The 14,010-nt window shown below is 65.7% G+C and carries 10 protein-coding genes and 1 pseudogene; 1 reads left to right on the top strand and 10 read right to left on the bottom strand.

Features of this window, described 5'->3' with window-relative positions:
• Positions 1–9: 9 nt before the first annotated feature.
• Both RI841_RS02145 and RI841_RS02140 read right to left on the bottom strand, forming a co-directional pair.
• Positions 10–1,023 (bottom strand): substrate-binding domain-containing protein, encoded by a 1,014-nt coding sequence (locus RI841_RS02145; RefSeq protein ID WP_310703903.1) that lies wholly within the window; start codon positions 1,021–1,023, stop codon positions 10–12.
• 127 nt (positions 1,024–1,150) lie between these two features.
• On the bottom strand, positions 1,151–2,335 hold the full coding sequence (locus RI841_RS02140; RefSeq protein WP_310703901.1) for a Bcr/CflA family multidrug efflux MFS transporter: 1,185 nt from the start codon (positions 2,333–2,335) through the stop codon (positions 1,151–1,153).
• 137 nt (positions 2,336–2,472) lie between these two features.
• On the opposite strand from RI841_RS02140, the gene tal reads away from it, so the two are divergent.
• The gene (tal, locus tag RI841_RS02135) at positions 2,473–3,411 is read left to right on the top strand and encodes a transaldolase (protein WP_310703900.1); all 939 of its coding nucleotides are present in this window, start codon (positions 2,473–2,475) and stop codon (positions 3,409–3,411) included.
• A gap of 25 nt (positions 3,412–3,436) precedes the next feature.
• Here tal and RI841_RS02130 read toward each other — a convergent pair whose 3' ends face one another.
• From RI841_RS02130 to RI841_RS02095, 8 genes and pseudogenes are all read right to left on the bottom strand, one after another.
• Positions 3,437–3,946 (bottom strand): STAS domain-containing protein, encoded by a 510-nt coding sequence (locus RI841_RS02130; protein WP_310703898.1) that lies wholly within the window; start codon positions 3,944–3,946, stop codon positions 3,437–3,439.
• Entirely contained in the window at positions 3,936–5,147 is a 1,212-nt protein-coding gene (locus RI841_RS02125; protein ID WP_310703897.1) for a PP2C family protein-serine/threonine phosphatase, read from the bottom strand. The genes RI841_RS02130 and RI841_RS02125 overlap by 11 nt, the downstream gene beginning before the upstream one ends.
• Positions 5,148–5,159: 12 nt before the next feature.
• A complete protein-coding gene (locus RI841_RS02120) occupies positions 5,160–5,927 on the bottom strand; it encodes a VacJ family lipoprotein (RefSeq protein WP_310703895.1) in 768 nt (255 codons plus the stop codon).
• Positions 5,928–5,965: 38 nt separating this feature from the next.
• Entirely contained in the window at positions 5,966–7,087 is a 1,122-nt protein-coding gene (locus tag RI841_RS02115) for a beta-ketoacyl-ACP synthase III (RefSeq protein ID WP_310703893.1), read from the bottom strand.
• The gene (gene hrpA / locus RI841_RS02110; RefSeq protein ID WP_310703892.1) at positions 7,084–11,115 is read right to left on the bottom strand and encodes an ATP-dependent RNA helicase HrpA; all 4,032 of its coding nucleotides are present in this window, start codon (positions 11,113–11,115) and stop codon (positions 7,084–7,086) included. The genes RI841_RS02115 and hrpA overlap by 4 nt, the downstream gene beginning before the upstream one ends.
• Positions 11,116–11,260: 145 nt before the next feature.
• Entirely contained in the window at positions 11,261–12,931 is a 1,671-nt protein-coding gene (locus RI841_RS02105; protein WP_310703890.1) for an AMP-binding protein, read from the bottom strand.
• A gap of 100 nt (positions 12,932–13,031) precedes the next feature.
• Positions 13,032–13,820 (bottom strand): class II glutamine amidotransferase, encoded by a 789-nt coding sequence (locus RI841_RS02100; protein ID WP_310703889.1) that lies wholly within the window; start codon positions 13,818–13,820, stop codon positions 13,032–13,034.
• Positions 13,813–14,010, bottom strand: a pseudogene (locus RI841_RS02095) (hypothetical protein); the annotation flags it as partial. The pseudogene RI841_RS02095 and the gene RI841_RS02100, both read right to left, overlap by 8 nt.

The raw sequence follows: 14,010 nt of genomic DNA, 5'->3' as shown, positions 1-14,010 counted from the left end.
AACGGGGTATTACTTGAGGTCGTCGACCTGAAGCTGAGCCCGGTTCTCGACCTTCTCACGGGTCTGCTCACGCTCGCCTTCCGGCAGCGGGATCAGGCCGAGGTCCATCAGGTAGCCACCCTCGCCGATCATGGTCTCGGAGACGAACATGTCGACGTAGTCGTACATCGGCGAAACTTCCTCGGCGTGCTGGTTCTTGACGTAGAACCACAGCGAGCGGGCGACCGGATAGTCGCCGGCACTGATCGCCTCGGCTTCGGGCTCCACGCCGTCGATGGCCGTGCCGATCAGGGTATCGGGGTTCTCCACCAGGAAGGAGTAGCCGAAGATACCGAAGGCATCGGTGTCCTCGCTCAGGCGCTGGACGATCAGGTTGTCATTCTCGCCGGCATCAATGTAGACCCCGTCGGAACGAACGTCAGTGTAACCTTCACCGCCATAAGCTTCCATTTCCTCTGACGGGACTTCCATCACGAGCTCTTCGAAGGCGTCACGGGTTCCGGAGGTGCTGGGCGGACCGTAGATGGAGATCTCGCGATCCGGCAAGGAGGCGTCGATCTCGCTCCAGTTGGTGTAGGGGTTATCGACCAGTTCACCATCGACCGGCACCATAGCGGCCACGGCCAGGAACAGCTGCTCGAGCGTCAGCTCGATGGCCTCGTTGGTGCTGGACTGGGCGAAAACGATGCCGTCGGAACCGATCTTGACCTCGGTGATATCGGTCACGCCGTTCTCGATGCAGCGCTCCAGCTCGGAGAGCTTGATGCGGCGGGAAGCATTGGTAATGTCCGGTGTGCCCTCGCCCACACCGTTGCAGAACAGGCGCAGGCCGCCACCGGAACCGGTGGACTCGATGACCGGGGTCGGGTATTGAGTCACCGCGCCGAACTCTTCGGTCACGTAGCTGGCGAACGGGTAGACGGTGCTGGAGCCGACGATGCGGATCTGGTCACGAGCGTGGGCCACGGTAGCCACACCCATGACGGCGGCAGCGATAGCGGTAGTCTTGAGGATGCGATTCATGGAGCGATCTCCTGATTGGGACAGTGTGCAACCTTCGCAAGACACACCTTGCCCCAGTCAGATGACATCTTCGTGACAACTCCCCACAAATTCTAGATCCCCATCCGGCATCTCGCCAGAGCACGCCTCAGGCCTCTCCGGCTCGGCCTGCCAGTACGCGGATGCCGAGGTTGGCCAGCAGCGAAGCCCCCAGCATGGTGGCCACCATGGGCCAGGCGCTGTCCACCTCGAAGGCGCCCACCAGCACCCCGGCCAGGGCGCCGCTGGAAAACTGCAAGCTGCCCTGCAGGGCCGCCGCGGTGGCGCTCATGTGATGGAAACGATCGAGCAGAGAAGTGATAGCGTTGGGGGCAATCAGGCCGATGGTGCCGGCGAACAGCATGATCAGCGGCACCATGGTGGCCAGCGACTCCAGGCCGCTGGCCACCATGAACACCAGCCCGAGGCCGGCGGCCAGCTGGATACCCAGCCCCAGACGCAGGTTCTGCAGGGGCGTACGCCATCTCAGCAGGCGTATATTGAGGCGGTTGGCGGCTACCATGACCACCACGTTGACACCGAACACCAGCGGATAGAGGGACGGCGTCAGGCCGAAGTGCTCAAGATAGAGGAACGGCGAGGCGGTGACGAAGGCAAACAGCCCGGCGAACGACATCGAGGCGGCGGCGATGAAGCCCATGGCGTGGCGATCGCGAAGCACACTGACGTAGTTGGCCAGCACCCTGGACGGCGTGGCCGCCGCCCGCCCGGGCGGGCGCGTCTCGGGCAGTTGGGTGCCCAGCAGCCACATCAAAAAACCGGCGTAGGCGGCCAGGAACACGAAGATCAGCCACCAGTCGGCGAGATAGAGCAGCCCGCTGCCCACCACCGGCGCCACCAACGGCGCCATCAGCATGATGATGGCCATGGTCGACATCACCTTCGCTGCCTCACGACCACTGAAGCAATCACGCACGATGGCCGCCGAATTGACGACGGTCGCGCCACCGCCCAGCGCCTGGACGAAACGCCAGGTCAGCAGCTCCCCCAGCGAGCTCACCGTGGTAATCATCAGGCTGGCCAGCAGGAAGACCACCAGCCCCCCGAGCAGCACCGGCTTGCGTCCCACCCGATCGGAAACCGGGCCGAACACCAGCTGGCCCAGGGCGAAACCCGCCAGGAAGGTCGAGAGCGACAGTTCCGTGTGATGGATGCTGGCGCCGATATGCCCGGCGATCGCCGACATGGCCGGCAGGTAGGCATCGATAGCGAAGGGTGCCAGGGCCGTGTTGGCGGCCACCAGCAGCGCCACGCGTCGGGAGTTCAGGGTCAAGGCGCCTCCACGGCAGGAACCGGACAAACAGATAGAGGACGAATGATACCTGAAACCCCGGTCCCTGCCTCGGCCGTCTATATTCGACCACCCCGCCTTGCTAGAGTGACCCCCACGACAACCGGAGGGATCCCGCCATGGCAGATGACCTGCTTTCACAACTCAAGACCATGACCACCGTGGTTGCCGACACCGGTGACCTCGAGGCGATTCGCCGCTTCGAGCCCACCGATGCCACGACCAACCCGTCACTGATCCTGCAGGCGGCCCAGCAAGAGGCACGCCGCGCGCGTCTGGCCGAGATCGCTCGCCATGCGACCGACATCGACGATGCCCTGGACGCGGTGGCCGTTGAGATCGGCAGCGAAGTCAGCGCCCTGATACCGGGCTATGTCTCCACCGAGGTCAGCGCCCGCCTCTCCTTCGAAACCGACGCGACCCTGGCGCGGGCCCGCTCGCTGATCGAGCGCTACGGACGTCACGGCGTCGGACCCGAGCGCATCCTGATCAAGGTCGCCGCCACCTGGGAAGGCATCCGTGCCGCGCGGATCCTCGAGCGCGAGGGCATCCACACCAACCTCACCCTGCTGTTCAGCTTCGCCCAGGCCCGGGCCTGCGCCGATGCCGGCGTCACCCTGGTGTCCCCCTTCGTCGGCCGGATCCTCGACTGGCACAAGGCCCATGCACCCGATGCCGACTTCAGCGGCGATCATGACCCTGGCGTGCAATCCGTCAGGCGCATCTACGAGCACTTCAAGGGGCATGGCTACGACACCATCGTGATGGGCGCGAGCTTCCGTAACGCCGGCGAGATCATCGCCCTGGCCGGCTGCGACCGACTGACCATCTCGCCCAAGCTGCTGGAAGAGCTGGCCGAGACGCGAGGCCCCCTGGAGCGTCGGCTCACGCCGCTGGATGCCGAGACCCGCGCCCCGGAGCCCCAGGATGAGGCCGAGTTCCGCTGGGAGATGAACGAGGACGCCATGGCCACCGAGAAGCTGGCGGAGGGCATCCGCAAGTTCATGGCCGACCAGCGCAAGCTGGAGGCGCTACTGGGAGAACTGAGGAAGGGCTGACCGGCCGGGACCGCCGAGGCCTCGGTCAGTGGTCGTGCGAGGCGGCCTGCTGGGCCTCGAGCATCTCGACAAGCGGCTGGAACTCCTCGCGATTATGCTCGTTCAGGCGCATCAGGATGCGGTGCGCCTCGAGGACCCGCAGGCGGGTTTCCTCGACATCGGTGGGAATCTCGGGGAGGTCACGAAGCTCACAGGTCTCGGTGATCGGCGTCTCCACCAGAGTGAAAATGCGCGAAAACCCCATGACGTCGAGCATCCGCCGGACATCCGGATTGTCGGCGATGATGGTCGGTCGCTCGGTGACGCGACCCTGCACCGCCATGGCGACCTTGGCGAGGAAGCCCAGGGCGGTGGAATCCACGTTGGTGGTGTCGCGCAGGTCGATGATCAGCGTTTCGAGGCCCGGGGTTTCAGCCAGCTGCCGGGCCTGGCGGTCCAGCGTGGCACAGAGCGTCAGGCGCACGTCCCCACACAGCTTGAGGACGAAGACCCCGGAATCGAACGCCGCCTTGATGCGGCCTTCATTATTTATCATTGCCAAATCCGCTCAACATCATGATCGTCAGGTCGTCTGGCAGTTCCTCGTGTCCCGGGGCAATCTCGGCGACGCCTTCATCATCGTCCGCCAAGTTCCCCAGTGCAAGGCTGCCACGTAGGTCCTCCAGCGTCTCGCTGGCCAGGACCCGCCGCTCGAGTTCCCTGAGCCGCAGATCGAGCGTGTCGCCCGGCAGACACTCCAGTATCCCATCCGAACACAACCACAGTCGGAAGTTCTCCGGCAATTCGCAGCCCAGCCGAGGGTAGTCGACCCCCGGAAAGAGGCCGACCGGCATGCCCTCGCCAGGCAGCGGCGTCACCTCCCCGCCGGTCACCAGCAGGGGCATGGGCAGCTGAGCGCCCAGCGAATAGTGGAGATAACGACGTTGATGGTCAATGACCCCCACGAACAGGGTCGCATGCTTGCCGATACCGGCATCCAGCAGTTCGCGATTGAGCGCCGCCAGCCAGCGCGGCGCCAGGGCCTCGGGATGTTCGCCGTCCCACTCGTGCTGCCAGTGGTTGGAGAGATACTTCAGCAGCACGGTGACAAAGGCCGAGGAGGCCCCGTGCCCCGAGACATCGGCAAAATAGAACAGGCTATAGCGCTCGTTGAAGGCCTGCAAATCGAGGAAATCCCCGGACAGGTAGAGCGAGGGTGCCAGCCAGTAGTCGAAGGTGACGTCATTCAGCGTCTGTGGCCTCGGCGGCAGGAGCTTGCGCTGAATCTGCCCGCCGGCCTGCTGGTCGAGGCGCAGCATCGCCAGATGGGTCTCGAGACTCTCGTTGAGCTCCTCCAACTCCTCGTTGAGCTGGGCCAGGCGGGCACGGTCATGCTCACGCTCCGCGGCCAGGCGATGCACCTCGATGGCCTTGCCGATCATGCGCCGCAGCAGGGCCCCATGGCGCAGCGGGTCGATGATGTAATCCACCAGCCCGGCATCGACCGCGCGCAGCAGGTCGACATCCTGGCGCGCGTCGCTGACCACCAGGGTCGGCAGGCATTCGGCGAGCCGTATCCAGTCGGCACTGGGTACCGCCCGGGCGTGAGCCACGATGAAGGCGGTTTCCGGGGGGAGTCCCTCGATGCTGTCGGCGGCATACACCGCCAGGCCGTCACATGCGATGGTTTCGGCCAGGGCATCGCGCTCCGGCCCCGGCACATCGATCACCCCGATCAGTTGCTTGGCTGATGGCATGCTGTCATGGCCTCATTCGGCGAAGGCGTCATCGAAGTCCGCATCATCGAAATCGAAGTCCTCACTGGCGAAGGGGTCCTCGCCCTGTTCGCCATCATTGACCTCAAAGCGGCGCCGCTGCAGCCAGGTATCGCGGATGAAGCTGTAGCGGTCGCCACGGATCAGCGCCTCCTGGTCGAGCAGGCCGGCCCGGGCATCGATCACCCTCAGGGCAGTCAGGCCCATGCGCACCTCGTCGTCCTCGACGTAGGTGGTCGGATACGCGTACATGTCCACCGGCAGGCCGCCGGTATCGCGCAGGGTGCTCGGCCCCAGCAGCGGCAGCACCAGGTAGCGGGACTCTTCCCATCCCCAGGTGCCCAGGGTCTGGCCAAAGTCCTCCTCCTGGCCAGTGATCTCCATGCGGCTGGCCACGTCCCAGAGCCCGCCGATCCCTACCGTGGTATTGATCAGGAAGCGCGAGGTGGCGATGCTGGCGTTGCGCACCTTGCCCTGCAGCAGGCTATTGAGGACGGTGCGCGGCTCCCCCAGGTTAGAGAAGAAATTGCCCACACCGGTCTCTACCGGATCCGGGGTGATGAAGCGGTAGCCCCGCGCCACCGGCTTGAGCGCATAGCGGTCAACCACATCATTGAAGGCGAACACCTTGCGATTGAAGCCCTCCCAAGGGTCGTCGGGGTGGCGCTCCCGTGTTTCGCCACTGGCGGCACATCCCGCGGTGGTTACCAGCAAAAGGAGCAGCGCTGCCCACCAGGTCCCTCTCATCAGCCCCTGTTTCATCGGCTTTCTCGCCTCCCAGCGGTTCCCTGTCATGATGCTCATTGGCGCCGCACCACCACGCTGCCGGCACTGTATCCCGCGCCGAAGGAACAGACCACCCCGAGCGCGCTGGCCGGCAGGTCGCTGCGGTGCAGGTGGAAGGCGATGATCGAACCCGCCGAGCTGGTATTGGCGTAGCGATCGAGGATGATCGGCGCCTGTTCGGGGCTCGGGTCATGGCCCAGAACGCGCCGGGCGATCAGGTCGTTCATGTGGCGGTTGGCCTGGTGCAGCCAGAGGCGCGACAGGTCGGGGCCGGTAAGCTCGAGACTCGCCAGGTGGTCGGTAATCAGCGCCGCCACCAGCGGACAGACCTCCTTGAAGACCCGCCGGCCCTCCTGGACGAAGAGCTTGTCGATGGCCTGCGGATCGCTGTCGGTGACCCGGTTGAGGAAGCCGGCGTTGTTGCGGATGGCGTTCGAGAAGCGCGTCACCAGACGCGTGCCGAGGATCTCGAAGCGTTCCTCGGCCGTGGCCACCGCGTCGCTCTCCAGCACGATGGCGGTACAGGCATCCCCGAAGATGAAGTGGCTGTCGCGATCCCGGAAGTTGAGGTGCGCCGAGCAGATCTCCGGGTCGACCACCAGCGCCCGCTTGACACTGCCGGCGCGGATGGCGTTGGCGGCGGTCTCGATGGCGAAGGTCGCCGAGCTGCAGGCGACGTTCATGTCGAAGGCGTAGCCACCCGCGCCGAGCGCGTCCTGGAGTTCCACCGCGACGGCCGGGTAGGGCCGTTCCAGGTTGGAGCAGGCGACGATGACCAGCTCAATATCGCCGGCCTCGACCCCCGCCCCGGCGAGAGCCTCCCGCGCTGCAGTCAGGCCCATCTCGCACTGGAGGGAGGGCGCGTCATTGCCGCGTTGGGGCAGCCGGGGGCGCATGCGCTCGGGGTCGAGGATCCCCTCGGCGTCCAGCACGTAGCGGCTATGGATGCCCGAAGCCTTGACGATGAACTCGGTACTGGAGGGGGGCAACGCTTCACGCTCGCCGGCGGCGATGGCCTCGGCATGGCACGCGTTCTCGGCGTCCACCCAGGCGTTGAACGAGGCCACCAGGGCCGCGTTGTCGATGGCGTGTTCCGGGGTGTAGAGCCCCGTGCCGGTGATCACTACCTGGCTCATGCCGTCCTCCCTGTGAGTTCTGCCCAGCGTTTCTCGAGGCGCTTGGCGGAGACCGGGAACTTCGTGCCCAGCTGCTGGGCGAAGAGCGAAACCCTGAGCTCCTCGATCCACCAGCGGAACTCCACCAGGGCCGGGTCCTCCACCCCGCCGCGCCGCTCGCTCTGGCGACGGGCCGCCAGACGTGCCTCGAAATCCTGGACCTCCTGCATCTGCATCTGATCGCGCATGCGCTCCCGAGGCGCCTTCTCCAGGCGAATCAGGGCCGCTTCCATATAACGGGGGTACTCATCGAGCCACTCACCGGCTTCGCTGACGAAACCGGGATGCACCAACCGCTGCATCTGGGCCTTGAGGTCACTGTAGACCAGCGCCAAGGCCAGGTTCAGCTGCCCCTTGAGTGCCTTGGTCACGGCCAGGTGGCCCTTGAGTGCCTGCTCCAGGGTAGCCACCAGGGTGTTCGCCCGGGGCAGCAGTGCGTCGCATCGCGCCTCGAGGCGATGTTCCAGCGCGTCCCGCGAGCGCGGCAGCGGATCGGTGGCCATGACCTGGCAGAACACCGCTGCCACCACGTCCTCAATGAGCTGTCGCTTGCTGCCGACCTTGGCGAACAGCAGCGCACAGGTCTCGAGCCCCTTCAGGCGCTCGACGGCCCGCACCTGGTCGGGCAGACGCTCCATGGCCGCCCTTACCACGCCACGGCGATGGGCCTCGCGGGCCTTGTCCGGATGGTCGAAGAGCTCGACCCGGAAGGTCTCCTTGACGGGCACCAGGGCCGGGTAGGCCTCCACCCGGATGCCGGCCTGGGTGGTAACCCGGGACTCGGGCAAGGGCGTCTCGGGCAGGGCCTCGAGCTCGCCTTCGCTGCTGGCCTGCTTGGCCAGAGCCCGAGCGCCCTCGCCAGCGGCGGCCTCGAAGCGGCGCTCCAACTCGCGGGCATCACGGCCCTGCCCCAGTGTCCGGCCCTGGTGATCGACCACCCGCAGGTTCATCACCAGGTGCGGCTCCAGCGTCTCGGTACGCCAGTCATCGGGATCCAGCCGCACGCCGGTCCGGCGACGCAGGAACTCGCCCAACGCCTCGGTGAGCGGCACGTCGTCCGGCGTCATCGTCTCGAGCGCGGCGTCGACCCAGTCGGGGATCGGCACCACTTGGCGGCGCACCGCCTTGGGCAGCGACTTCATGAGCGCGATGCACTTCTCGCGCAACAGGCCCGGGACCAGCCACTCGAGCCGCGCCAGCGGCAGCTGGGGCAGCATGGCCGCCGGGAGGGTCAGCGTCACGCCGTCGTCCGCGGCACCGGGCTCGAAGTGATAGCTCAATGGATAGCGCACGCCGCCCAGCACCAGCTCGTCGGGGTAGTCGGCCTCGGTGACCTCTTCGGCCTCCCGCGCCAGCAGGGCCGCACGGTCGAACTTCAGGATGTCGGGGGTCTCGCGCTCGGCCTTGCGGCGCCAGGCCTCGAAACCCTTGCCGTTGACGATGTCCTCGGGGATGCGCTCGTCATAGAAGGCGAACAGGGTTTCCTCGTCGACCAGGATATCGCGCTTGCGGGCGCGGTCCTCGAGGTCCTCCACCTCCTCCACCAGCGCCCGATTGTGGGGGAAGAACGCCCCCTTCGTGCGAAATTCGCCCTCCACCAGCGCCCGACGAATGAAGAGCTCTCGGGACTCCCGCGGCGCGATGGGGCCGTAGTGGACCTTACGCCCGGCGACGATGGGCAGACCGAAGAGCGTGACCTGTTCCGTGGCCACCACCTGGGCGCGCTTCATCTCCCAGTGTGGCTCGGCATAGGAGCGCTTCACCAGATGACCGGCCAGCGGCTCGATCCACTGAGGCTCGATCCTGGCCACGGTACGGGCGAAGAGCCTGCTGGTCTCGACCAGCTCGAAGGCCATCACCCACTTGGGGGGCTTCTTGGCCAGTCCCGAGCCTGGGTGAATCACGAACTTGCGGTTACGAGCCCCCAGGTACTCGCGATTCTCGGTGGCGAGCCCCAGATGCGAAAGCAGTCCGGGGAGCAGCGCCTTGTGCAAGGCCACTGCGTTCTCGCGGCGGGCCTCTCGGCGTGCCTTGTCGTCCCTGTCCGGATCATCGGCGGTGGGACGCGGCGCCGGCGGCGGCACCTCGATCTCCATATCGCGCAGCAGCTGGCGCAGCTGACGAAAGGTGTCGTGCCACTCGCGCAGACGCAGATAATTGAGATAGTGATCCTTGCACCAGCGCCGCAGCCGGTTGCCGGAGAGCGCCTCTCGCGCGTCCTCGAAGCCGTTCCAGAGATTGAGCAGGGCCACGAAGTCGGAGTCCGGATCCTGCCACCGGCGGTGTGCCTGGTCGGCGGCCTGGCGCTTGTCGGCCGGCCGGTCGCGGGGGTCCTGCACCGCCAGGCCGGCGACCACGATCAGCACGTCGCGCAGCCCGCCCTGTTCGGCACCGGCCAGAACCATGCGCGCCAGGCGCGGGTCGATGGGCAAGGGGGAAAGCTTGCGCCCCAGCGGCGTCAGGCGATTGTTCGCGTCTACCGCGCCCAGCTCGAAAAGCAACCGGAAACCATCGGTGACGAAGCGTGAGTCCGGCGGATCCACGAAGGGAAAGGCCTCGATGTCACCGAGCTTCAGTGACAGCATCGAGAGAATCACCGAGGCCAGGTTGGTGCGGCGGATCTCGGGGTCGGTGAACGCGGGACGGGCCAGGAAGTCCTCCTCGTCGTAGAGACGAATGCAGACCCCTTCGGCCACGCGCCCGCAGCGCCCCTTGCGCTGGTTGGCGCTGGCCTGGCTGACCGGCTCGACCGGCAGGCGCTGAATCTTGGCCTTGTAACTGTAGCGACTGAGACGCACCAGGCCCGGGTCGATCACGTAACGGATGCCCGGCACGGTGAGCGAGGTCTCCGCCACATTCGTCGAGAGCACGATGCGCCGCCCCGCATGGGGCGCGAAGACCCGGTTCTGCTCGGCATTGGAGAGCCGCGCGTAGAGCGGCAGGATCTCGGTGCCCTTGAGGTCGGCGCGGCGCAGGGTGTCGGCGGTCTCGCGGATCTCGCGCTCGCCGGGCAGAAACACCAGGATGTCGCGCGGGCCATGGAACCAGCGCTTGTCGCGCTCGACCTGCTCGATCTCCTCCACAGCATGGAGGATCCCCTCCTGCAGGGTGCGATCCTCTTCGTCATCGTCATCGCGCACCAGCGGCCGGTAGCGAACCTCTACCGGGTAGGTGCGCCCGGTGACCTCTACCACCGGCGCCAGCTCGACCCGTCCCTGCTCATCGCGTCGCCCGAAGTGCTCGGCAAAGCGCGCCACGTCGATAGTCGCCGAGGTGATGATCACCTTGAGGTCGGGACGCCGCGCGGTGAGGCGCTTGAGATAGCCAAGCAGGAAGTCGATGTTGAGGCTGCGTTCGTGGGCCTCGTCGATGATGATGGCCTCATAGCGCAGGAGATCCGGATCGTGGCGGGTCTCGGCGAGCAGGATGCCGTCGGTCATCAACTTCACCAGGGTATCGTTGCTGCTCTGGTCGGTGAAGCGGACCTGGTAGCCCACCTGCTCCCCCAGCGGCACCTGGAGCTCCTCGGCAAGGCGACTGGCCACCGAGCGAGCCGCCAGGCGCCGCGGCTGGGTGTGGCCGATGAGCCCGCGGCGCCCCAGGCCCAGCTCCAGGCAGAGCTTGGGAAGCTGAGTGGTCTTGCCCGAGCCGGTCTCACCGGCCACGACCACCACCTGGTGCTCGCGCAGGGCCTCGAGGATGTCCTCTCGTCGCTCCGCTACCGGCAGTGATGTCGGATACTCGAGGGTCACCGGCTTCGCGCGGCGACGCTCCACCTGCTGTCGCGAACGCTCGAGTGCGCGTCGCACCTCCGCAAGACCACGATCCACGGGCTTGCCTTCCCTGCATCGCCGGCGCAGCCCGCGCAGGCGCTTGTCCAGGGTCGGGACGTCGCGCCGCAGGGCGTCAGCAAGGTCACGGGTCAGGGCGTCGAGCTCAGCGGCATCATGGGCATTCGCGGCAGGGGCCTGGCGGGTCTCGGTGGTCACGGTCTCGACTGTCGTCTCCGGGTCGCGGTCATCAAAAAAGCGGCCCGCTCCGGGAGTCCCGGGCGGGCCATGCATTGTAACGCCGAGGTCACGGTGGCGCCTAATCGCGACCATCAAGAGTGGCTATAAAGCTGCAACAAGAAAACTATCGCCTTGCGCGCTCCTCGTCACGAAGCTGGCGACGCAGCACTTTTCCCACATTCGTCTTGGGCAGCTCGTCGCGAAATTCCACGAACCTCGGTACCTTGTAGCCAGAGAGGTCCTTCTTGCACCAGGCCCGCAGCGTCTCGGCATCCAGGGTCTCATCCCGGGCGACGACGAACAGCTTGATCGCCTCGCCGCTGGTCTCGTCGGGCACGCCCACGGCCGCGGCCTCGATCACGCCCGGGTGGGCCGCCACCACGTCCTCGATCTCGTTGGGGTACACGTTGAAGCCAGAGACCAGGATCATGTCTTTCTTGCGATCGACGATGCGGATGTAGCCATCCGGCTGGAGCACGGCAATGTCGCCGGTACGAAGCCAGCCCTGCTCGTCGAGCATCCGCGCCGTCTCCTCGTCTCGGTTCCAGTAGCCCTTCATCACCTGGGGCCCCCTGACGCAGAGTTCCCCCGCCATGTCGAGAGGCGCATCCTGGCCATCGGCATCCACCACCTTCACCTCGGTCCCCGACACTGGCTTGCCGATGGTGCCAAGCTGGATGGCATCCACGGGATTGAAGCTGACAATAGGCGAAGTCTCGGTCAAGCCATAGCCCTCAGCCACCGGACAACCGGTGACCTCTTCCCAGCGTTGCGCGGCGGCCCAGGTCAGGGCCATGCCGCCGGAGATCGTCAGATGCAGCCGGGAAAAATCGAGACGGCGGAAGTCCTCGCGGTTGCACAGGGCGTTGAAGAGGGTGTTCAGCCCGATGAAGCCGGTGAAGGAGAGTCCCTTGAGCGTCTTGACGAAGGTATCCAGGTCACGGGGATTGGTGATCAACACCGAGTGGTTGCCGGTCTCCATCATGAACAGACAGTTCACCGTGAAGGTATAGATATGGTAGACGGGCAGCGGTGCGATGATGGTCTCGGCACCGTCGGTCAGCGCCGGGCCAATGGCCTGGCGGGCCTGGAGCATGTTGGCCACCAGGTTGCGGTGGGTCAGCATGGCACCCTTCGCCAGCCCCGTGGTGCCGCCGGTGTACTGCAGTGCAGCAATATCGTCCGCCCCCCGCGTCACTTCCTGATGGCGACGCCCGGCGCCCGCCCGGAGGGCCTGTCGCAACGACGTGGCACCGGGCAGCGAGTAGGCTGGCACCATCCTCTTGACGTGCCTGACCACGGTATTGATCAACTGGCGCTTCGGGAAGCCGTGCAGATCTCCCAACTCAGTCACCACCACATGCTGGATATCGGTGCGCTCGAGGATCCGTTCGAGCTTGTCGGCCATGTTCGCCAGGATAACGATGGCCCTGACCCCGGAGTCCTTGAACTGGTGGGCCATCTCTCGCTCGGTATAGAGCGGGTTGGTGTTGACGACCACTAGCCCCGCCCGCAGGGCACCGAAGACCGCCACCGGGAACTGCAGCACATTGGGCAGTTGGATAGCGATGCGATCACCCGATTGCAGCGTGGTCTCCTGCTGCAGCCAGGCGGCAAAATCACCGGAGAGACGCTCGAGTTCGGCATAGGTCAACACCCGCCCCATGCAGCTGAACGCCGGCTTGTCGGCAAAACGCGCCACGGAGGAGCGGAAGACATCCATCACCGTCGCATAGTCATCGAGCCCCTCGAGAGGCTGACCGGTCAGGATGGCGGGCTTGGCGTTTTCGCTCATGGGCAGTCTCCACGCTGCGGCTGATGTCATCAGCAGACTTGTTATTCTTGCGGCTACGTTATACCAGCGACATCGCGACTGTAAAACATACGATTAAAACTTATGTTTGAAAGCACGCCTGAATCTGCCCCCCCTTCCAGACCAGCAGTTCGCCAGGCGCCATGCGAACCCACTCCTCGTTGTCGGTCAGCGGCTCGGTGGCGATCACCGAGACCACATCATCGGGCGTGGTGTGCTCAGCGAAGTTCACCGTCAGCTCGGCATCCGACAGGCTTGCCCGGCCGAAGGGCGCCCGCCGCGTGATGTGAGCCAGCTTGGTGGAGCAGAAGGTATAGAGGTATTCGCCATCGGCCAGCAGCAGATTGAAGACCCCCAGGCCACGCAGCCGTTCACAGAGCCCGTGGAGGGTCCCCCAGAGGGCGCGATGCTGGTCATCATCAGCCGGCGGATCAGGAAAGGCGCCACGCAGTTCACCGAGCAGCCAGCAGAAAGCATGCTCGCTGTCGGTGCTCCCCACCGGGCGATAAAAGGAGTGTGGCAAGGCCGGCCAATTGACGAGCTGGCCATTGTGGGCATAGCACCAGGGGCGTCCCCACATCTCGCGGACGAAGGGATGCGTATTGGCCAGCCGCACCTGGCCGACATTGGCCTGTCGGATATGGCTGATGACGATATTCGACTTGATCGGATAGTCGCAGATCAGCCGGGCGATGGGGGAGTGCACCGAGGGGTGGGGATCACGAAAATCCCGATAGCCGCCCTCTTCGTAGAAGGCGATGCCCCAGCCGTCGCGGTGTGGCCCGGTGCCTCCGCCACGATGCAGGAAGCCGGTGAAGCTGAAGCAGATATCAGTGGGCACATTGGCACTCATGCCCAGCAATTCACACATAGGGTTCCTCCCGGCGCACGGGACGTCGCGTACGGCGACGCCGGATCAGGCTGACCACCAGCCACAACAGCACCGCCAAGACCACAACGCCCCAGAGACGAGGGTCGCGGTGATGAGCCTCCCACAACCGCTGCAGACCCGGAACCCCCGCCTGCCAGAGATCACGCGCCTGCCCGGGCAGGCGATTGAC

Source organism: Halomonas sp., from assembly GCF_031581305.1.
Taxonomy (GTDB): domain Bacteria; phylum Pseudomonadota; class Gammaproteobacteria; order Pseudomonadales; family Halomonadaceae; genus Halomonas.
This window is presented reverse-complemented; position numbering and strand designations above follow the sequence as displayed.